Source organism: Pseudidiomarina sp. CB1 (genome assembly GCF_024752025.1).
Taxonomy (GTDB): Bacteria; Pseudomonadota; Gammaproteobacteria; order Enterobacterales; family Alteromonadaceae; genus Pseudidiomarina.
The window spans coordinates 1,652,226-1,672,138 of sequence record NZ_JANTPU010000001.1 but is presented as its reverse complement, the minus strand read 5'-3'; the positions used below and the strand labels follow the sequence as shown (position 1 = coordinate 1,672,138).

General features: G+C 48.4%; 19 protein-coding genes and 1 tRNA gene. 5 read left to right on the top strand and 15 right to left on the bottom strand.

The features are described from left to right. Positions 1-115: 115 nt before the first annotated feature. Together NV375_RS07980 and NV375_RS07975 are read right to left on the bottom strand one after the other, a co-directional pair. Entirely contained in the window at positions 116-1,000 is an 885-nt protein-coding gene (locus tag NV375_RS07980; protein ID WP_258807635.1) for a hypothetical protein, read from the bottom strand. A 415-nt stretch (positions 1,001-1,415) separates the two neighbouring features. After that, on the bottom strand, positions 1,416-2,192 hold the full coding sequence (locus NV375_RS07975; protein ID WP_258807634.1) for an HNH endonuclease family protein: 777 nt from the start codon (positions 2,190-2,192) through the stop codon (positions 1,416-1,418). Between the two features lie 128 nt (positions 2,193-2,320). On the opposite strand from NV375_RS07975, the gene NV375_RS07970 reads away from it, so the two are divergent. Next, positions 2,321-2,587, top strand: coding sequence for a helix-turn-helix transcriptional regulator (locus NV375_RS07970; RefSeq protein ID WP_092836282.1), 267 nt, complete (start codon positions 2,321-2,323; stop codon positions 2,585-2,587). A 402-nt stretch (positions 2,588-2,989) separates the two neighbouring features. On the opposite strand, the gene NV375_RS07965 is transcribed toward NV375_RS07970, so the two are convergent. From NV375_RS07965 to NV375_RS07950, 4 genes are all read right to left on the bottom strand, one after another. After that, positions 2,990-3,682 carry a hypothetical protein gene (locus tag NV375_RS07965; RefSeq protein WP_258807633.1) on the bottom strand — a complete coding sequence of 231 codons (693 nt, stop codon included), beginning with the start codon at positions 3,680-3,682 and terminating at the stop codon, positions 2,990-2,992. 448 nt (positions 3,683-4,130) lie between these two features. Then, the gene (locus tag NV375_RS07960; RefSeq protein WP_258807632.1) at positions 4,131-4,460 is read right to left on the bottom strand and encodes a hypothetical protein; all 330 of its coding nucleotides are present in this window, start codon (positions 4,458-4,460) and stop codon (positions 4,131-4,133) included. Further along, on the bottom strand, positions 4,450-5,637 hold the full coding sequence (locus NV375_RS07955; protein ID WP_258807631.1) for a site-specific integrase: 1,188 nt from the start codon (positions 5,635-5,637) through the stop codon (positions 4,450-4,452). The genes NV375_RS07960 and NV375_RS07955 overlap by 11 nt, the downstream gene beginning before the upstream one ends. Then, positions 5,630-5,863, bottom strand: a complete 234-nt coding sequence (locus NV375_RS07950; RefSeq protein WP_258807630.1) for a hypothetical protein — start codon at positions 5,861-5,863, stop codon at positions 5,630-5,632. Before NV375_RS07950 ends, NV375_RS07955 begins: the two co-directional genes overlap by 8 nt. Before the next feature lie 155 nt (positions 5,864-6,018). Between NV375_RS07950 and NV375_RS07945 the strand changes: the two genes are divergently transcribed. After that, positions 6,019-6,222: a helix-turn-helix transcriptional regulator gene (locus tag NV375_RS07945; RefSeq protein ID WP_258807629.1), complete on the top strand. Its 204-nt coding sequence runs from the start codon at positions 6,019-6,021 to the stop codon at positions 6,220-6,222. Between the two features lie 202 nt (positions 6,223-6,424). Next, the gene (locus tag NV375_RS07940; protein WP_258807628.1) at positions 6,425-7,159 is read left to right on the top strand and encodes a hypothetical protein; all 735 of its coding nucleotides are present in this window, start codon (positions 6,425-6,427) and stop codon (positions 7,157-7,159) included. Positions 7,160-7,363: 204 nt separating this feature from the next. Here the strand turns inward: NV375_RS07940 and NV375_RS07935 are convergent. From NV375_RS07935 to NV375_RS07895, 9 genes are all read right to left on the bottom strand, one after another. Next, positions 7,364-7,440 (bottom strand) — tRNA-Arg (locus tag NV375_RS07935). 105 nt (positions 7,441-7,545) lie between these two features. Further along, positions 7,546-9,102 (bottom strand): serine hydrolase, encoded by a 1,557-nt coding sequence (locus NV375_RS07930; protein ID WP_258807627.1) that lies wholly within the window; start codon positions 9,100-9,102, stop codon positions 7,546-7,548. Positions 9,103-9,148: 46 nt separating this feature from the next. Further along, on the bottom strand, positions 9,149-10,222 hold the full coding sequence (locus tag NV375_RS07925; protein WP_258807626.1) for a hypothetical protein: 1,074 nt from the start codon (positions 10,220-10,222) through the stop codon (positions 9,149-9,151). 190 nt (positions 10,223-10,412) lie between these two features. Then, positions 10,413-11,555: a diguanylate cyclase gene (locus NV375_RS07920; RefSeq protein WP_258807965.1), complete on the bottom strand. Its 1,143-nt coding sequence runs from the start codon at positions 11,553-11,555 to the stop codon at positions 10,413-10,415. 76 nt (positions 11,556-11,631) lie between these two features. Next, positions 11,632-12,456, bottom strand: a complete 825-nt coding sequence (locus NV375_RS07915; RefSeq protein WP_258807625.1) for a hypothetical protein — start codon at positions 12,454-12,456, stop codon at positions 11,632-11,634. Positions 12,457-12,507: 51 nt separating this feature from the next. After that, positions 12,508-13,785 (bottom strand): sugar MFS transporter, encoded by a 1,278-nt coding sequence (locus tag NV375_RS07910; protein ID WP_258807624.1) that lies wholly within the window; start codon positions 13,783-13,785, stop codon positions 12,508-12,510. Positions 13,786-13,787: 2 nt separating this feature from the next. After that, positions 13,788-14,912 (bottom strand): N-acetylglucosamine-6-phosphate deacetylase, encoded by a 1,125-nt coding sequence (nagA, locus tag NV375_RS07905; RefSeq protein ID WP_258807623.1) that lies wholly within the window; start codon positions 14,910-14,912, stop codon positions 13,788-13,790. Continuing rightward, positions 14,912-15,907 (bottom strand): glucosamine-6-phosphate deaminase NagB-II, encoded by a 996-nt coding sequence (gene nagB-II / locus NV375_RS07900; protein WP_258807622.1) that lies wholly within the window; start codon positions 15,905-15,907, stop codon positions 14,912-14,914. The genes nagA and nagB-II overlap by 1 nt, the downstream gene beginning before the upstream one ends. Continuing rightward, positions 15,904-16,818: a BadF/BadG/BcrA/BcrD ATPase family protein gene (locus tag NV375_RS07895; protein WP_258807621.1), complete on the bottom strand. Its 915-nt coding sequence runs from the start codon at positions 16,816-16,818 to the stop codon at positions 15,904-15,906. The genes nagB-II and NV375_RS07895 overlap by 4 nt, the downstream gene beginning before the upstream one ends. Before the next feature lie 112 nt (positions 16,819-16,930). Between NV375_RS07895 and NV375_RS07890 the strand changes: the two genes are divergently transcribed. Next, positions 16,931-18,214 (top strand): hypothetical protein, encoded by a 1,284-nt coding sequence (locus NV375_RS07890; protein ID WP_258807620.1) that lies wholly within the window; start codon positions 16,931-16,933, stop codon positions 18,212-18,214. A 122-nt stretch (positions 18,215-18,336) separates the two neighbouring features. Then, a complete protein-coding gene (locus NV375_RS07885) occupies positions 18,337-19,905 on the top strand; it encodes a sodium:solute symporter (RefSeq protein WP_258807619.1) in 1,569 nt (522 codons plus the stop codon). Positions 19,906-19,913: the final 8 nt, after the last annotated feature.

Sequence of the window (19,913 nt, the reverse complement as noted above, 5' to 3'; positions counted from 1 at the left end):
ACTTTCGATTTTGATTGAAAACTAGATTATCAGACAATTTGCAGATTGTCTGTTATTCGCTCATTGTTACCGTTCAAAGCAGTCTCATTATCCGACTTATGCTAATTGTGGACGTTTAGCAGTTATCTTTTATGTCCCACCCCCAGTAATCCCGATTGTCGGGTTCTGCTGACAAATATGGAGTGTCAATGCCCAACATAGCAGCAATAAGCTTTGTGTTAAATGAAGTCAACTCAAGGCTGTAGTTCTCATCTGGGTAGGAAAATCCGATAGGATTTCCACCGTACGTTGCTTCATGTACAAGTTCATTTCTTTGGGTGCTGAGCACGCTTTTTTTACCCGTTGAATCTAACTTAGCCCACGATGGCAATTTTAAATTATACTTTCTTGCAAGCTCTACGGGACGCCCAGCATGGAATGCAGCTTTAACCCCCGATATATTATAAAGGCCGTCGAGCGTTTTATACTGAGAATCAAATCTATCCCAATCGAAGTAATACGACTGACCGATTAAATGCCAGTGTATAGAGGCAAACATCTGTTTCCTTACTTCGCAATTGTTCGAAAGATAGAACTGATTTATAGCCTCCATGCCATTAACGTAATCATCGCCTGATAGGCGTAAACCATTTAATTTACCCGGTTTATAAGCTGTCCGACCTAAATTTAAATAACCTTCCGGAGTTAGGTATACGCCTTGTAAAAAACTATAACCCAGTATTAGGAATCGAAGATGCTCTTCTGAGCACGCATTTGAAGTTATTTCATGCGTCGTGCTTATACGAAAGAAAGACAAACAATTAACAGGACCGCGTTCTTTAAACTTTCTACTTTCATTTGTAGTTTTCTTAAGTTCTTGTTCTGGTCCGTAAAACCAGCCATTGCTGACATGAGCTGATTGATAAAACTCTTCCATAACACAATCAAATTCTGAAAGAGGAGCTACTCTAAAACAGCTGCACTCAAATGAAGTTTTGTCGATTAGAAACCCAAATTTCATAGTTGCAGCCTTTTAAATATCAGGTTACGTCTTTGCCAGAGCGGCATATACTCATAATCCACTTGAACAATTTCATTAGTGAATTAAGAAACTCAAACACCAACAGGCTAATATGACCTGTATTCAGTGAAATTTCTAGCCGCTACGGATGTCGAAACGTCCGCTCTTCGCTCAAAGCTGTCGAAATGCTTCGTATATGAAGATATACAAAATAAACACTTCTTCGTCTAGAATAACTCTCAGCGAATTTGTTGAGGAAACCAAATATGTCTACAGTCCAGATGACGTCACTCGCGGTTTTGATAATTGGGATTGGAATCTTTTACGCGCTTGGGATTTGGGGTATCAAGCGATTGAAGCAGTCGGACAAAGAAACATAGCTCTGCATAAAGTGCAGGCTGAACGACTTAGCACTTCACTCCCTCCCCCCACAGACACGCTTTCGAAGCTCGCGAATGCCATCACGAGCTGATTCATCAAAATCATACTTGAGCATTACGCGTAGATATCGAGTGACGTACTGACAGTGAAATTTTCGATTAGGTGGCAACCAATCGCGAGGGCCTTTTGCGCCTTTCCTCCGATTAAGACTGGCTGCGACTGCAAAAAGATTGATTGAGTCGTTAGCAAACTTTTCTCGCTCTGCATCTGTCCATTTCTCCGCGCCATGCTCCCAAGCCCACGCGAGTGGCACAAGGTGGTCAATATCCATTTTCGATGAGTCAAAAAGTGCGCTCCCCGAGTATGGATCGTTCCAGCGTCCACGAAGCACGCGACAGCCATTTTCTGACATTGTGACTGGTCCAGTCGATAAGTCTTGTAAAAGTTCGTGACGAGTGTTTAAGCAATCACCATCGTCATCTGTCCAGTGTGCAAAAGCGCTCCTTGAGTAGCTTTCTGATGTTGTTGAACTTGCACGCTTAGTAACTGAGCTTTTATTATGTTGGAGATTTCCTTTTGGTAGCCTTCCACCAGCCGCAACGCAGGCTTCGAGTGTTTCGAAAGCAGTGAAGTTTTTCGTTCGCGAGTAATATTGACTTGAGCTGTCGTGACAAATTTTGCTCTTGCTCATTTTGATCTGCTTTGCGAGCAGTTCACCCGAAAACGTCAGTAGGCAACATGACACGAAAATGATGATGGCTGATTTGAGTAAGCGCCCAGTGTACTTCGATTGCATAGCGTTATAGTGCATGTCGTATTCTCGCGTGCGATATCTGATATCTACAGTGTAAGTCATTTCGTAAATCGAGTGTAACGTCTAGTAGCCACCTGAAACATCGCATAACCTAGCTGAAGAGCTTGATATAAGGATGTTTTGACATGACGCCACAGGAAATTAGTAAAGCAATTAACAAGAAGGGTTTTGACCAAGGTGCGATAGCGCACGCACTCAATTGTTCACCAAGCCTGATTTCAAAAATTATTAACAGAAAAGCTATTTCAATGCGAGTTGCCAAGGCAGTAGCTCTTACGATTGAATTACCCTTGCTTGAAGTATTTCCTGAGTATGAGCGTTTAGTACGGCCGGTTTTGACGAGAGAGAAACAGCAAGAATTACTTAAATCTAAGTTGATTGACTTGCTTTAGTAACGCTTTCAAAAGGCGAGACTGATAAGTAATGACCTCCTCAATAAGGTTATTTAGTGTTTTTTATCTGAGTCGTTCTTATCCTTGTTTTGAGCAGATAAAATGATTACCAACCCGATAGCAACGAAGGCTATTGGCGTAATTGTCATGATGATTGCTTGCGTTATAGTCATGCGTCAAGTCCTTTGCGGCTGTGAGTATTACGACCTACGTTTTATCATTAGTATCTTTCTTTCTAGCTACCTAATTTGAGCTATTGTAAGTAACCAAGCAACCGGTTAGAAAGTGAGTAAGAGGAGCAGTAGGGCCCATATTAATGTCATGTTTTGATTCAGTATATCGACTTTTCGAAACAAACCAAATGAACGGCGCTGGCTGATAGGCCAGCACCGTAAACTATTCCTATTTATCTCGCGAGCTAGCTTCACCTTCTTCACTTGCATGTTTTTTATCATGTTCGTAAAGATGTACAAGAATTTCGTCGAAATCCTCACGCATTTTTAGAGTTTTCAGGAAAAAGTGAAAGCTGTTTTTGAGTGCGGCAAGCCCGGTTACTCCGTGCTCTTCCAAAAAATCAAAGAGACGAGGTTGCTCCAGTGTCATTAGTTTATTAATTTCAGAGCTATCCCAATATCCAAGCTTGGCGAGCGGTAACTCAGCGGTTGATGGTATCCCTGTGAGTAGCAATGAGAGTCGAAGGTGCTCGCAGAAATCGATAATATGAAAGCCTGTGGGAGACCAGAACTTGTCCGAGTTGATGCATAGACATTCCCAGCCGAGTTTTCGATGCTCACGTTGGTTAGCGACAAGCTGTGACGTATGTTTTGTCGTATGCATCGATTGACGCAGCGGAGCGCTTTGTATCACTTCGATATAAACACCGCGGTTAATTAGCACAAAATCAACACGCTGCTCTGAGTCGCTAATTGAGTCTCCTACCAGCGCCTGTGTTAAAAATGGAATTTTGTTCAATCGCAAAAAATTAGCGGTGACAAGTTCGCCGATTGAGCTATGACGTTTACCGCTGGCGTCTAAATAATAAGTTGGTATCGCCTGATCTTGTTTTCCATGCTTCCATTCAATCTCGTTAATCATAAGTCTACCTTTAAATAAAAAAATAAAATTCACATCGAATAAACCGGCTCAACTTCACGCTTTAGACGGTTTTCGCAATGCTGCTTTGGTTCGAGCACTTTGTTTTTTTGCCAAATCGTGTGGGGACGCAGGATGGTAAAGCGAAATCATTATGTGCATGAGCTCTGTGAGTTCGAGCATAATCGAGATGATTTCTGATTCGTTTTCTGCGACAGAATTTGTCGCAGGTCTTGTCGATGTCTTTGAAAGTGTCATGACAGAATCGCGACAGATAAGACGTTTATGTCCTGACTTTTTGGAGTGAAGCTGTCCTAAGTGAACTTTGCGTGAGATAGTGCGCTCACATACGTTTGCAAGCGCTGCCGCTTCACGCGTCGTGATAAAGTCCTGACAACCGTCTGGACATGAGTCGTGATACTGTCGAGACATAAGTCCCGACTTGTCTTGATTAGTGCGCATAACGTGTCACCTCCATACGAAGTTGGATGTGATAATCACGCTCAGCCGCTTCTAGAATGCCCTGAAGAATAACCTCTAGCATTTCGAAGTGCTCTTTTGTGAACGGAATCTTCAGAGTATTCGAGATGAAATACACCCATGACTCTAAAGCTTCCAAATTATTACGCTCAAAACCAATTCCGATGATTCTGGTTAGTTGATTGCCCGGCAAAATTTGAAGTTTTGTCATCAAATGACGAGCTGTGAATCCGGCATATTCACGATGCTCTTTCATCACTTGCTCCGCATCATCAGCCATAAACATATCGTTATTCATCATGGCTCACCTCCAACGTCTTCACATCGAAGTTTTGCTTCAACAAACGCTCAAATGCGCTGCCATCCTGGCGGGTCAGGTTTGGCACATAACGCGAGTAGACTCGGAATAACATTTCAGTCGTTGAATGCCCCATCTGCCTAGCGATCCATTCGGGGCTTTCGCCGGAGGCAAGCCAGAGCGTGGCGGCAGTATGTCGAGTCTGATATGCCCGCCGTTTACGCAGCCCCAGATAGCGTAAGAGGGGGTACCAAACACGTTTAGTCACATTGTTATGCGAAAGCGGGGTACCTGCGCGGGTGGTGAAAACGAATTGATTATGACCTGTCGCTTCACGTTGAGACATGAGCGCATCGTATACAAGCTGACTCATATCGATAGCTCGAAAAGAGCCATCCGTTTTTGTGCTCTCGATGCGGCCATTAACGAGGGTGCTGCGGACTAAAACTTGACGCTGTTGAAAGTCCACTGCATCCCACTGTAAGCCATCAATTTCGGCAGTGCGCATGCCAGTGAAAAAACGAACCGTGTAGTAGTTCCTAAAATCAACACGCACATTATCAAGAATGAGCCTCACCTCTTCGAGCGTAAAAGGTTCTACATCCGTACGCGGAACCTTTAACGATTTAATTCCTTGATAGGGTGAGCTAAAATTAAAGCGGTTGGCTGCCTCATTAAGGATCATGTGCAATGGCGTCATGATATGGTTGATCCGCGACGGTGATAGCTGTTTGCCATTTCGAGCTGTAACTTTGGCGAGGGAGGCCCGAAATGACAGGATTTCCGCTTTAGTGATGTGGCCAACTTCCTTTTCTCCAAAATTCGGAATCAAGTACTTATCGATAGTATTCCGAACGGTGTCGCTATGTGATTTACGCCACTGGGTTTCCATTTCACCAAACCATTGCTCAGTAAAGTTGCGGAACGTTGGAGAATTACCGGAACTTTCATTTAAAGCCTGATTTGCAAAAAGCTTGGCTCGGTTGCTGTTTGGAAAATATTTGTGATATTCAAATGAGCCTAGAGTTATTTCGGCTTCTATGCGCTCTAATAGCTGTTGAACCTTTTTCCGATTCCCTTTTGTATTTGATAATGCGGTTTGTTCTCTGCAACGAACATTATTGAACATGAAATCCAAACTAAGTTTGTTACTTTCTTTGCGGACATAAACTCTACCCATGTGCAACACCTCCCCGCGCCATTGGAACGATTAACGATGCAGCGGAAGATTTCCCTATATCTTTCTGAATGGCTTCCCAAAGGTACAAAATTTTCCTTCCCCCAAAAGGGCGAATGTAATGAACACCCTCAATCAGTACTGAGTCTTTTAATTGCTCGCGAATAGTTCGCACATCGTATTTGATCCGAACAGCTAACTCTTCGGTGGTAAGGTATGTATTTTCCATGCTAATCTCCTAGGTATATAGAGGGAGAAAATGACCCTCTAGAGGGACATTAAAGGTGTGAAACGACAGTGTCAAGACTTTTTTGGCCCTAAAGAGGGTCATTGTGGGTTTGATTGGGGTCAAAATGTACCTGTGAAGCCTTATTTGGAGGGGCTATGGTCAAGTGCAATTTTGCAGAGTTACTTGCAACAAAAAAATTAAAAATATCCGATGTGGTGCGCGATACGGGTATTAATCGTAAAACTGCAACACGCTTATTTCATGAAACTAATTCACGAATCGATTACGAAACCCTTGAAAAGGTATGCCGATATTTAGATTGCGAAATTGGCGACTTACTTGTGTTAGAGGATGATTAAATTTACTTTTTAATCGCTTAATATTTGTTCATGTGTAATCAATTGACATAAAAGAGGGATCTCCGATATGGACATCATATTGCTACTATCGAAGATGGTCTTGAACAGCTAGCCAATCAAAAAATAGAGCTAATGGAAAGCTTACTGAATACTTCTAATGATAAGGAAATCACACCAAGTGCGCCGACGTTAAGGACCAGGGATGCCGAAGCAACAGAGTGACAAGTCGAATATCCCCTTTAAGGCTGGGCAATGTGTCGGTCTATTTAAGTTTTTCAGAGAACGTATTCATTTGGAGCAATTTCTCGACGGTTTTCTGTACTGCAATACTCCCGAATATTATCGAAGTAATTCATCAGCAGGAATTGGTGATAGCCAGGAATCGTGCATTCTGAATGTAGATAGTGCTCGGGGGGATCAGCCCATGAATATAGAAATTGATGGGCAAAAGGCAGGAAAAGCGAGCCAAGTCTTTATTAGAATGGGGGAAAAAGACGGATGGTTGCACTGTTGGGCGGCGATAACTTTACCAGCGGATACACAAGAGTTAACGCGACTGCATTCTGATATTACACGTATTCAAAGTGAATTTGGCCCCTTTTATGTTTATATAGAACCAAATCATGTATCAGAGTTTTTACAGAGGATGAAGTCAGTTGATCCGAGAGCTAGATACTCGTTAGTTACTTATTACAAACAGGGGTATGTTGGTCATTCGGTATTTCATAAATCCGTTGAATTTTCCTATCAGCGAGAGTTTAGGTTCTTGTTTGGCGAATGCCCACCTACAGAGATCGAACAAAGAACGTTTCGTGTGCCCCGAGGGTTTCGTGATATCGCGGGAGACTGCTGCGAGATAAGCGTTAAAGCCGCGATTGAATCGACTGGTGAAGATGTGCAATTTAGATTGGTATCATTTCCGACCGTTATTAGATAATCAAAACGATAAAGCTATGCCATTTAAAACACAGTTGAAGATATAAATTTCAGCTTTTTAGTCTGCAATGTGTCGATAATTAGCTAAAGGTCAATTTTAGTATTCTTCTGAAATCAATAACGTAAAACTGACACATAATTGGCACAGATTTGGCACAAAAAAACTCTTGTTAGTGTATATTAACTGTGAGTCGATTGTTATATATGGCGCACCCGACAGGAGTCGAACCTGTGACCTCTGCCTCCGGAGGGCAGCGCTCTATCCAGCTGAGCTACGGGTGCGCATCAGAGTCTTAATGCGGGGGAGCTTGCGAACAAGCAGGCGGGAATTCTAGGGAATATCGCTCTGCTTGTCCAGTTAAAAGCCGTTATCGATGCGGTAGCTGGTTATTCTTTGCGCGTTAAGCGCAGGTTATGAAAGTCAAAGCTGAAGTCAGTAAAGTCGGCCACGGCTTCCATGCGTGCGCCTTGCACGCCGTTGTCGCGGCTCACTTCAAAATCAATAAACGCATCGGCTTCGAGCAATGGCTCGTCCCAGCGTACGACAAAGGTGTCGCCGTTGTAGTGTTCAAGGGTGCCCTTAAGTAACTCGGTGTGAGTAAAGTCCATGCGCAATTCGCCGTCCACCAGCGTCACTTCTATGTCGCCATACCATGGATCGTTGTAGGTGGCGGCATAGCTGGCTAACGACAGTGGGGCGCGCACTTGTTCGGGTGTCTTGAGCACAAATTCAGCTTTGCTGGCCATGAATTCTTGGTGAACAGCTTGCATTTCAGTAAGCCAGTCGCGGTCAGGCAAGTCGAGTAAATCCTCTAAGGCTTCTTCAGTGACCACGGTAAGCGCACCGAAGGCTTGTTGGTTGCTCAACACGACCATGCCAAAGTTGTGCTCTGGAATCAGCGTGGTCAACGAAAGCATGCCCAATATGCCGCCACTGTGTGAAACGTGTTTGACGCCGTAGTAGTCTTTTAAGAACCAACCAAGGCCGACGCCGCGAAATTGGGTAGCGGGATTGCTGTCCGCGGGCAGAGGCGTCGCGACGTTCCACATGGTATTTTGTGTTCCTTGGCTGAACAAACGTTCACCGCTAGGTGCGACGCCGTTGTTCAGCTGAGTAAGTAACCACTTACTTAGTTCGTTGACGCTGCTCGCCATAGCACCAGCAGAGCTGAAGTCTTCCAAATAGTCGAGCGGGAAGCGATGCAAGCCGCCTTCGTACTCGATGGTACCTACGGCAAAGTTGTTGTTCTCGGCTGGAATGTTAGAAAAGCCGACGCGGGTATTGTTCATGCCTAACGGCTCTAAAAAAGTTTGCGTGATGTAGTCGCCGTATGGCATACCGCTTACGCGTGCGATGATTTCACCAGCAGTGACAAACATCAGATTGTTGTAGGCGAATTTCTGGCGCAAACTGCGCTGCACAGGTACATGGGCAAGACCCGCAAAGAGGTCGTCGATGGTTTTGTCGGTATTCGGCCAAATCATCAAGTCGCCCGCGCCCAAACCTAGTCCTGAGCGATGGCTTAACAGGTCGCGAATAGTGAGCTGGCGTGTAATGTCTTCATCGGCCAAACGAAACTCAGGAATGTGGTCGATGACTTTGTCGTCCCACCCCAGCTTACCTTGCTCCACCAGTGTGGCGATGGCTGCGCTGGTAAAAGCCTTGGTGTTCGAGGCAATACCAAACAAGGTGTCAGCGTTAGCGGGCTCATTGGTAGCGATATCGCGCACGCCAAAACCCTCAGCGAGAATGACCTCACCGTCTTTGACCGCGACCACTGCAATGCCGGGTACGTTGAAGGCCTCGAGCACAGCTTCGGCGTTGGCTCGAATGTCTTCGGCACTTTGTGCTTGTGCTGATGGTGTGTAGCCTAGTGAAGTTAGGGTTAATGCAGTGATAACTGCACCGACGGCGAGTTTTGTACGTAAAAAGCTCAGAGTCATGGTAGGTACCTAATCATGAACGAAATTTATCTAAGATTACGGCATTTTAACTGCACTGCAAATCACTTAAGTCCACTGATTTGATGCCATTCTCCCAAAGCCCCAAGTAAAGTTTGGTGGTACCCACTTCATCGACCAACATGAGGCTTTTGACGCCACCACGGCTGGTTGCTTCGCTGAAATCATTGCGGTGCCAAGAAAATCCATTATCGGAGCTGCATTCAACAATAAGATTTTGCGTCGGAGAGCCTTTGTCATAGCCAGCGGTGTAGAGTACCCCAGAATCGGCTAAGACAATGTCGAAGTAAAAGCGATGATTGACGTCACCAAGTGGCAGGGTCCAATTGCCGCCATGGTCTGTGCTGCGAACAATACCGCCTTCACCGCTAAACAGCACGAGTTGCTGATCGGTGGGATGAATTAATCCACCTTTGAATGAAGAAGGGTTCGGCAGTAGGTCGTCCCAGCGCTGCTGCTCTTGGGTGTCTCGGTCGTAGCGCACAAGAAAACCGTTCTCGATTGCGCCTTGGCCGCCATACCAAATGGCATTGCCAATGGGGTCGATGCGGAGCAAATTCAGGCCGGTCGCAAAGGCATCCCAGCGACCAGCCAAGAGTATCCAGTCTTGCGCACTGCGATCGGCCACTGCAAGCGCATCAGCGCCAAGGGCATAAATTTGGTCCGTCGTGCTGTCGTAACGCAAAGCGCGAATAGGGGAAGGCTCTGTACCGCCGAAATTATGGCTCACTGCTTGCCATGTCAGACCTGAATCAGTGGTCACATAGAGCGGTGCAGGCGCTGACTCATCACCGGCAAAGGCGACAAGGTAGTGGCTCTGGCCGATAACGGTGAGGGCGGTTACTGGTTCCGACAAAGGCGAACGCGTTTGCCACTGTTCATCAGCGTCGGCGCGCCATAGTAGGCCCGAAGTTGTCGCCGCCAATTGTGCCTCGCCATCGAATACAAGCGCGTCAACGGTCTGCGAACCGCTAAGCTCGGTGCTGAGTGTAGAACCAACCGGTGGCGGATTACCGCCGTCTGGCGGCGTGTCGTCACTGCCTCCGCCACAGGCAGTTAACGTGAAAATTCCAAGTGCAACGACTATCCATAGGCTTTTCATAAAGGCACTCCTGTTTTTTTTAGCAAGGTGCGCTGATAAAGGGAATTGTGACCATTGAATGAAAAGTTCGAGTTAAGGAGAGCCTCTCGGCTGAGGCTAAGCGTGAGTATAGTAAAGACGCGCGTAAAAATGCTAAGGAAAAAGCGAAAGACGATAATGGTGATAATCGCCGGCAGCGTTATTCATCGTTTTAAGCGAACTTAAATTGGTTCCGGCCGCTGGCTTTAGCCTCGTAGAGCGCGGAGTCAGCGGCATTTAATAGGTCGCTGAGCTCACGTCGGCTTGAAATGCTGAATATACCGCCAATGCTGACGGTGAGCTCGATGGCGTGATCCTCATAAGCGAAGACTTGCTGCGAAATCCGCTGGCACAAGCGATAACTGAGCAATTCAGCTTGATTGCGATCGACGTCACTTAGCGCCAACGCAAATTCCTCGCCGCCAATGCGCGCGGCCACATCGTTATCACGCACACTTTCCCGAATAATTTTAGCCACCTCTTGTAAGCAAGCGTCACCCGCAGCATGACCGAAGTTGTCGTTGATTTCTTTAAAGTGATCTAAGTCGAGCATAAGTACACAGAACGGCCTGCGCAGTACGCGATTTTTTGCGAGTAACATACTCCCCCGTTCGAAGAACGCACGGCGATTGTAGAGTTGTGTAAGCTCGTCAAAGTTAACGATCTCGAGTAGTCTACGTTCGCTCATGGCAAAGGCGAAGACTGGGAATAGCGTTACGGTACCTGTGGTGAGCAGCAGATGAGTGATGAGAATGAGCTTCAGAATCGGCTCCACGGTAACGTATTGAGTGGCGCCTAAGTTTTGAAATAGCATGCCTGCCATACCTAGCATCAATCCGCCATGCAGCAAAAAAAGTAAAAACAAGACATTACGAGAAAGCGCCGGCGCTTGTCGTATAGTGAGCATATAGGCCGCGGCAAACAAGTAAATTGCGGCCGTAATAACCGCAGTTAACGTTTGGGCATGCAAAGGTGACGTGTAAAGGTAGACGAGGGGCAGCGCACTGTAGCTCATCACGAGTGCGACGAGCTTTAATGAAACCGGGCCCTGGATTTGATATTGGCGCAGCCCATGCAAGGCTAACAATGGTGCAAAAATGATACACAAGTCGGCCATAAAGACCGTCAACCAGGGTTGGTCATCAACAATCGCGCGCATACTGGTAAGCATAACCGCGATCGCAAATACAGCGCAGGCTAATGACCATGTCAGAAAGCTCTTTTGCGAACGCCGCACCTGATAAATAATAAACATTACCCCAGCTAACAAGACGTTGAGGGCAATGGTTGTAATAATCAGGGTTGGAAGATGCATTTCCACGGGCGCACGGACTCTTTTTTTACTTCTTATAATGAGCAAGAATAGCCCGAAAGACCCGATTTAACAAAGCCTACCACGGAATAAATTGGTAAAACGCTTGCTCCATTTCTGAAAGGTTTTTGAAGTTGAGTCGTTTGGCAATTTGTTCAGGATCTTCATGTTGGGCCAGCGCAAGCCAATCTTGTAACTGTAAATCTACAGCTAACGTCGTCAAAAATTCAGCAAAATAGGCCGATTGTCGGTAAAAATCTCCGAAGTTATCGTCTTTGATTGTCAGTTTTAAAACCGTTTGATCACCGTTCTTGCCGTTCTGCTTGGCCTTTTGTGCTGCGAGAGCGGCGTTAATTTGGGCTTGCATGCGTTCATAAACGGGGTGCGTCTGGACTAAGTACTTGGCCAGTGGAATGAACTCAAAATCAGTTGCGCGTCGTTGCGTGGCCAGATCCCCTTGTTCACAACGCACGGCGACCAGTTCGTCAAACCAGTCGTTGAATTTGCTGTGGCCATAACTTGGCAGGTAGCCTTGCTTCGTTTGATCAAGTCCTTGCGCTTTGGCTAACTCGATAAGCCACAGATGGCAAGCTTCGTGCGCAACCACTGATGCCATCGTTTCGTTACCACGCTGTTTCTTCGCAAGCAGGTCATCAGCCAAAACTAAATCTGCGGGTCCTTGGTAGGTGTCGCTTTCAGAGCTGCTGCGATTCACGACAATGGTTAACGGTGGTAGTGCCGAAGGTTCGATAGTCAGTAACGTTGCGAGTCGCTGCACCGCAGTTTCCAGTGCTGGGCGGTAATCGTTTTCGCTGGTGCCTTGCAGGACGAATTGAGTTGAGGAAGCATGGGCAGTCAGCGCCATTGTAGCGAAAATTGTTAAGGCGAAAGTACGAAATAGCATGGTGGGTGCTCCGTTTTCTTTTCAAAGACGAGAGCACCCAACAAAAAGTTGTTACCAACTGCGTTTTTTGTGACCTTTGATGCCGTACCAGCCGATGATTAAGTAGCCCACCAGTAATAGGGCGTAGGCACCTTTATTGCCAAGGCCTTCAGCGAGTCCGCCGTAGACGAGCGGTAGAATGGCACCGCCAGCAATACCCATAATGAGAATCGCGGAACCACGCGCGGTGAACTTACCTAAATCGGCTAAAGCTAATGGCCAAATGGCTGGCCATACCATTGCGTTGGCAAAGCCAAGTAGCGCTAAAAATGCGACTGAATCTGGGACCAACGGCACGCCACTCCAACCCCAAAGGACGCTGGCGATGGTGGTGCTGCTATCGGAGCTAATCAGTAGTAAGCCGGTAAAGATCAAGCCTAGCAGCGCTGATCCTGTGAGCGCGCCTTGTTGACTTAGCCAGCGCGGAATCAGCACCAACCCAAGTACATAACCCACCACCATAGCGGTCATTACGTATGAGGTCAGGCTTGAATAGTTAGCGAGACCCAACTTCGACCCGTACATGCCAATCGTGTCGCCGGCAATAACCTCAACGCCAACATAGAAGAACAAAGCGACCGCACCTAAGACCAGTTGTGGATACTTGAGCACCGACTCATGTACCGCTGCGCCAGAGGGTGCTTCTTCTTTAATCTTCGGCAGACGCACCATAAAGAAAGCAACGGCTAACACAAACATGGCCACCGCCATGCCAACGTAAGGTGGAATGATTTTGGCAGCCATGGCACTCACTTGGGTGGCGCGTTCTGCCGCACTGAGTTCGGCAACGCTGGCCGCACTCACGTTAGGGAAGTCGGCCAACACTAACCAAGTGAAAAAGAGTGGAGCAATGACGCCCGCAGCTTTGTTCAAAATACCCATGATCGCAATTCGTGCCGCCGCGGACTCGTGCGGACCAATGCGCACGATGTAAGGGTTCGAGGCCGTTTGTAGAATAGTAAGCCCGGAACCGACAACAAACTGTGCAAGCAAGAAAATGCTGAAGTAATGCGTTTGCGCGGCGGGTACGAATAGTAACAAACCACAACCAATCAGTGCTAAACCAACCACCATGCCATTTTTATAGCCGGTACGGTCGAGTACCCACGACATGGGGAGGGCCATGACCACGTACGCAATGTAAAAACAGAAGGCGATCAGTAGGGCTTGGAATTCATTGAGATCCGAGATGATTTGCAAAAACGGAATCAACGCTCCGTTCAACCAAGTTACGAAGCCGAAAATGAAAAACAGTAAGCCAATCACAAGCATTGGAATAAAAGTGGCCATAGTTAAGCGTCCTGTTGCGTGGGTTCACCGAGCAACCACAGTTGCGCGATGTTTAAGTGTTCGTCGAGTAGCATGAAATTAGCTTGTTGACCTGGTGCAATATGGCCTACTTCATGAGCAATACCGAGCATTTTTGCGGGAGTGCTGCTAGCCATTGCAATTGCGTCAGCGAGAGGTACTCCGCACATGTTCACCGTGTTTCTTACCGCGTCGATCATGGTTAAACAAGAACCTGCAAGGGTGCCATCTGGCGTCGTTAGCTTGTCACCGTCACGCTGAATTTTGGTGTCAAAGAACGGTACTTCGGTAGCGTCAGTGGCGGCTAACGCCATGGCATCGGTGACCAGCATCATTTGTTCCTTACCCTTGGCGCGAAAAGCAACTTGGCAAGCTTGCGGGTCGACGTGATAACCATCAACGATGATGCCTGCATACGCGTCGCGAGCAAGGCACACGCCAACCATGCCTGGAGCACGTGAGTGGAGCTGTGACATCGCGTTGTACAAGTGGGTAAAGCCCACAGCTCCGGCATCGAGTGCTTGGTTGACTTGTTCGGCACTGGCGTCGGAATGACCTAAGAAAACTTTGATCCCTGCTGCAGTTAGCTTTTGAATGACGCTCACCGGAGCCGTTTCTGGGGCTAGCGTTACCATCACTAGGCCAAGTTCTGGGTCGGTGAGAATTTCTAATTCTGCCGCGCTCGGCTCGCGAATATAGTGCTCACTATGCACGCCCTTGCGTTTTACGCTTAACCACGGGCCTTCAAAATGCACCCCGATAATCCCCGGAATGCCTTGCTGTTTGGCATCTTTGATGGCTTGTGCGGCGTCGACCATTGCCTCGATGCTATCGGTAATCAGCGTCGGCAACATGCCCGTCGTGCCATGCTGCAAATGCGCAGCCATGATGTGCTGCAGGGCTTTAGGAGTGCGCTCTTGGTTAAAGAGTACACCGCCACCACCGTTAACCTGAACGTCGATGAAACCCGGCACAAGGCGTCCGTGGTAGGTCGGAAAGTCATGCGCGGTAGGCGCATCCTGAAGCGTCTTGACGCGGCCATGTTCAAGGGTGATGAGTTGGTTGTGCGCCCAACCGTTAGGCGTTAAAACGTAGTCGCAAACAAACATTAGTGTGTTTCCGTTACTTTTTTCAGGCCAGGTGGCGCATCAGGATTAAGCCCGAGTTGCCGCGCGGCATGTTCGATATCAAGATAAAAGCGCTGCATAACCGCAAGTGGCTGTAAGCGCCGGTGCACCGACTCTGGCGCTGGCATCTGCACGATGTGCGCCCCACGCTTTTGGATATCAGCCAATTGACGTTGATGCATGTCGCTACCTTCGTCATAGATATGGACATTAAAAACGCTAAGGTGCTTTTCGACCAGTGTTACCGGGCCATGCAAGAATTCCGCGCTACTGAAAGCTTCAGCATGAATGCCCAAAACTTCCTTTAGCTTCAAAGCAATTTCACGGGCAATAGCATAGCCAAAGCCCCGTCCAAGCACGACGCAATGGCGCAAGTTCTGCAATTGCTCGGCATGCAAGCAGGCGGGTGCCTTTTGCGTTGCGTGCAGTTGCTGCGGCAAATTCGTTAGTGCTTGTTTGAGTTCGTCGTTTTGCTGCCAATAAGCGCAAATCTGTGCGAGCGCACTAAGACTCGCTAAGTAACTTTTGGTCGCGGCTACGGCGAGCTCGGGTCCGGCATGCAAAGGCAGCACGGTGTCGGCTAATTGCGCTAAAGGTGAGTCGGTAACGTTGACGATGGCGACAAGTTTGGCGCCGCCAGCTTTCGCCCGTTTGGCTTGCTCAACAATATCGGGACTCTGCCCTGACTGTGAAATACAAATAGCGAGGCAGCCGTTAAGCTTCAGTTGACTGTTATAAACACCGGCGACGGAAGGTGCTGCGGCGAACACCGGAACACCTGCTTCAACTTCAAATAAATACTTGGCGAATACGCCAGCATGATCCGAAGTGCCACGGCCAATCATCATGATGCCAGTTGGCGGCTGTTGTCTTAGCTCTGCGCCAAGTTGCTCGCAAATTGCGGTATTGGCGTGCAGTTGTGCCTTAATGACCTCAGGGGTGGCTTGCGCTTCGATGTGCATACGACTTTCGGTCATAACTTCGCTCCTTCTGTGAACGCGCCGTGTTGATACAGTAAGATTGCGCCCCACTCAGGGCCGTGTGTGCTGGCGGTGAGGCTGGCTTGAATGTCTGCTTCAAGCTGGTGCTGGAGCGCATTGGCAACGCCACCGGCGAGCACCAGTTGTCCATCGCTCTGTGCTATGGCTTTGCGGGCGATGGCGCTGAGATAGCTACTGCCTTGTTGTACCATGGCTTGGGCAATGGGGTCTTGTTGATTGGCGAGCTCGAGCACAATAGGGCAGAGTTCACCAAATACGCCAGGGTTGGCTTGATTGAGCTTGTCGACCAGCTCGGTCGCGCTGTGTGCTTGATAATGATTGCAAACGGCCGTGGCGAGCGCGCCTTTTTGCTGTATGCCGTCGATCGCTTCGAGGGTGTGAATGACAGCTTGCTTACCCAGCCATGCTCCGCTGCCTTTGTCACCAAGTAAGAAGCCATGTCCGCCGTATTGGATAAGTTCGCCGTCCTTCAGCGCTGCGGCACATGAGCCAGTGCCAATGACCAGGACTGCACCGTTAGCACCGTCGTGAGCGCCATAAAGGGCAGAGTGCAGGTCTGAAGTGAAGTAAAAGCTATGAAATGGGTGCTGCCATTGCTTTAGAACGTTGCTTGCTGACGGCAAGTTGGCACCAGCAAAGCCGCCGCACACCAGTGTTTGTTGCAGCGCTTCAGGGGGTAAGTTGGCATGCTTAAGAGCTGCGCTAACTGATTCGAGAATGGATTGCCGCGCTACGTCGCCGTTGCGCGCAATGTTGGCCGATCCAGCGACGCCAGCGCCAAGTAAATTCCCTGAGGGGTCATAGAGTTCGGCGCGGCACTTTGTCCCACCACCATCGACACCGGCGTAAAAAAGCGGTGCTTGCTCTGACGTATTCTTCTGCGACATAAACTATCTTTCTTTAAGAGTTCGTGTTTTGTTATAGCAGACATACTGCCATACTTTGCCACCTGATTTGTAATACTTTATTCTTGTTTTGGGAATAATAAGGAATTGAACGATGAAAAATTCAACAAAATACGTCTTTGGGATCTGTGCGCTATTGCCTTTAGTGGCATGTACCGCAGAAGAACCAAGCGGACTATCGTATTACGAGCAGATCATGGGGGCGGCCCCGCTTCAGCCTGAGCATGCTGAACCACGGTGGCAAGCCTGTGCTCCTAAGGTAGCGGCGACCGATGAGCGTTATGCAACAACTGTTGAAACGGGAACCGATGCGGGCTGGGTAACGCGCAGCGCGCATGACTGGGACTATTTTGACGCCAATGCGAGTGACGGCAAGATTTTGGTCATCGACTATGCGCAGAAAGCGGGTGAATTAGCGTTTCGTTACTTAGCAAACGATGAAACACACGATGACTTGTATGAGCCTTGGAGCTCATCAAAAATTATGGCCTATTCTGGTGCCATGTCGTTGTTGAGTGACAACTTTGCGCAACCGGATACAGTCGTCGGCGCGGTTAAACTAGCCGACTTAATTACCAGCGTGCATAGTTATGAGGTTTCGGGTGCCGCCGATGGCAACTCGAACGCCATCGCGTATTATTTTGCCGATGTCGCCGGCCGCGATTATTTGACCGCATTATTTCACGATGCGTGGCTGAACATTGGTCAGCCCGAGGTGAAATTTCGTGGTGCCTATGGCCCCTCGGCTTTTGCCCCGAGTGATAGCTATTGGCGCACACCGTCACGTTCGGTGAGCGCGAAAATCGTTGCGCGCGACAGTGATCCCGGCGCTTTGAGTTATCGCTGCGAAGATTGCGGTTTAACTGGTAATAAACCGATGACCACTTTAGCTTCGGCTGAATTTTTAAAACGCTTAGCCACCCATAAACGCGTGCCGGAAACGCGCATGCCAGGGTTAAGCGATGATGCCGTCATGATGTTGTTCTATGGTCCAGGGCACAGTGAAAATAGTGCCAATGCCGGTGGTATGATGGCGGGAGCTAGCCTGACGCCGCACCGCGCGATCGCGCAAGCGCTGCAGGCAGAATACCCCGAACTTGAAGGCTTAAGTGTGCAAGACACGCTCGATGCAGCGACGAATGGCAATTGGCGCATTTTCCATAAACTTGGCGCAGGCCCCAGTGAAACCCGCGGTACCAGTGAAGTCGTTGCCTTAGCGCATATCTGCTTACCGCTCGCCGACGGTACTCGAGAGTTCACTGTCGCGGCGCAAGCCAGCGTAAACGACAATACCGAAGCTAACGTCGGCCATGCCGGCGCCAAACTCGAAACGCTGCTGCGCCGCACCGTGCAGCAACTCATCAGCGATCGCCCCTAAAACGTTTGCGCTTGTAAAGGGAGGGAGCCCCTCCCTTTTTATTCCAAATTTATATTCCGTATATACATTCATGATGGAATAATTTATTTTAGGGGCATAATGATTCGAAAAAGCGAAGGACGATGCTAGGTCAATATTCTTTAGCCGACGTCATGGTGTTCGTGGCGTACGGGTTAGTGTTACTGGGCAGCGGCTGGCTGTTCAATCGCAAGAGCCAATCGACGCAGGAGTACTTTCTTGGCGGCAATAAAATGTCGATGTGGGTGGTGGCGATTTCGGTACTCGCAACGTCGCAGTCGGCAGCGACGTTTTTAGGCGGGCCGGATCAAGGTTACCGCGGCGATCTTACCTATTTAGCAACCAATATCGGGGCGTTCATTGCGGTAGGGTTCGTGGCGATATTCCTGATCCCGAAGTTCTATGAACAGCGGGTTTATACGGTCTACGAGCTGCTCGAGCAACGCTTCGGCGAACGCGCTAAACGTGAAGCCGGAATGATGTATCTGTTCGGCCGCGTGTTTGCTAGTGGCGCTCGACTGTATATGGCGGCAATTGCGGTTGCCATGATCTTGTTTGGCAATATCGACGCCGAAAGTGTTATTACGGCGACGCTCCTGCTTACCTTTATTGGACTCATCTATACTGTTTACGGCGGTATTCGCACGGTTATCTATTCAGACGTACTGCAAGCCGTTGTTTATGTTAGTGCTGCCATCGCCGTTATCATTGTGCTCTACAATGCCATCCCGGTGAGTTTTGGCGAGCTTATTCAAGCACTGCAACAGCCAGCACCGGGCGAGTCATCGAAGCTCACGCTCATCGACACGAACGTCGACTTTAGTAGCTCAGGCGTATTCAACATTTGGTCGGTACTTACCGGTTTTGTGCTCTTGAATATTGCCGCGTTTGGCCTCGACCAAGACATGACGCAACGCGTGCTCACCTGTAAGGACGCGAAGGAAGGTAGTAAAGCCATTCTCATGTCCGTCGTGATGGTGATCCCAGTGATGCTGCTGTTTATCATTATTGGTTTGCTGCTGTTTATTTACTACCAGCGTCCGGACATTATGGCGAGCGGGCAAACAGATGGCCCTGTGCCAACATTTGCCGGCGAAGCGGTGACCATATTTATGTATTACGTGCTGACCGAAATCCCTGCAGGGGTAAGAGGTCTGGTGACCATCGGTATTATCGCGGCAGCGCTATCGACGTTGAATTCAGGCCTGAACTCAATGTCGAGCGTGGTGATTCAGGATATCTATCGCCCGTGGCAACAACGCAAGGGCAAACAACACAACGACGCGCACTATGTTAAGGCCGGCCGTATAGGTATGACGGTGGTTGCAGCTGCACTCGGCTTGATGGCTTGCCTGTGCTATTACTGGCAGCAATACACGGACACCCCACTGCTACAATTTGCATTAAGTGTAATGGTGTTTTCTTACAGTGGGCTGTTGGGCGTGTATTTTGTCACCTTATTTAGCAAGCGTGGCAGTCGCCGCTCAGTGACGACAGCTCTTGTTGTAGGGTTTTTAGTGCCACTGTTAATGCAACCCTATACGCAGCAGCTCCTGTTGCCGGCAGAGTGGGTGACCGATATTGGCTTCACCTGGCAATTGATGATCGGTACCGCAATTTCTACGCTGATTTGTTTGGCCGGAAGTCAAACAAACGAAGCTCCAAGCAAGTGAAGAGTGAC

Coding starts and splice junctions, on each gene's coding strand:
- nagB-II (WP_258807622.1), bottom strand. CDS start 15,907: ATGACCGAAAGTCGTATGCACATCGAAGCGCAAGCCACCCCTGAGGTC.
- NV375_RS07925 (WP_258807626.1), bottom strand. CDS start 10,222: ATGAAAAGCCTATGGATAGTCGTTGCACTTGGAATTTTCACGTTAACT.
- NV375_RS07975 (WP_258807634.1), bottom strand. CDS start 2,192: ATGCACTATAACGCTATGCAATCGAAGTACACTGGGCGCTTACTCAAA.
- NV375_RS07895 (WP_258807621.1), bottom strand. CDS start 16,818: ATGTCGCAGAAGAATACGTCAGAGCAAGCACCGCTTTTTTACGCCGGT.
- NV375_RS07930 (WP_258807627.1), bottom strand. CDS start 9,102: ATGACTCTGAGCTTTTTACGTACAAAACTCGCCGTCGGTGCAGTTATC.
- NV375_RS07955 (WP_258807631.1), bottom strand. CDS start 5,637: ATGGGTAGAGTTTATGTCCGCAAAGAAAGTAACAAACTTAGTTTGGAT.
- NV375_RS07920 (WP_258807965.1), bottom strand. CDS start 11,555: ATGCATCTTCCAACCCTGATTATTACAACCATTGCCCTCAACGTCTTG.
- NV375_RS07980 (WP_258807635.1), bottom strand. CDS start 1,000: ATGAAATTTGGGTTTCTAATCGACAAAACTTCATTTGAGTGCAGCTGT.
- NV375_RS07970 (WP_092836282.1), top strand. CDS start 2,321: ATGACGCCACAGGAAATTAGTAAAGCAATTAACAAGAAGGGTTTTGAC.
- NV375_RS07910 (WP_258807624.1), bottom strand. CDS start 13,785: ATGGCCACTTTTATTCCAATGCTTGTGATTGGCTTACTGTTTTTCATT.
- NV375_RS07965 (WP_258807633.1), bottom strand. CDS start 3,682: ATGATTAACGAGATTGAATGGAAGCATGGAAAACAAGATCAGGCGATA.
- NV375_RS07890 (WP_258807620.1), top strand. CDS start 16,931: ATGAAAAATTCAACAAAATACGTCTTTGGGATCTGTGCGCTATTGCCT.
- NV375_RS07940 (WP_258807628.1), top strand. CDS start 6,425: ATGCCGAAGCAACAGAGTGACAAGTCGAATATCCCCTTTAAGGCTGGG.
- NV375_RS07950 (WP_258807630.1), bottom strand. CDS start 5,863: ATGGAAAATACATACCTTACCACCGAAGAGTTAGCTGTTCGGATCAAA.
- NV375_RS07945 (WP_258807629.1), top strand. CDS start 6,019: ATGGTCAAGTGCAATTTTGCAGAGTTACTTGCAACAAAAAAATTAAAA.
- NV375_RS07915 (WP_258807625.1), bottom strand. CDS start 12,456: ATGCTATTTCGTACTTTCGCCTTAACAATTTTCGCTACAATGGCGCTG.
- NV375_RS07885 (WP_258807619.1), top strand. CDS start 18,337: ATGCTAGGTCAATATTCTTTAGCCGACGTCATGGTGTTCGTGGCGTAC.
- nagA (WP_258807623.1), bottom strand. CDS start 14,912: ATGTTTGTTTGCGACTACGTTTTAACGCCTAACGGTTGGGCGCACAAC.
- NV375_RS07960 (WP_258807632.1), bottom strand. CDS start 4,460: ATGATGAATAACGATATGTTTATGGCTGATGATGCGGAGCAAGTGATG.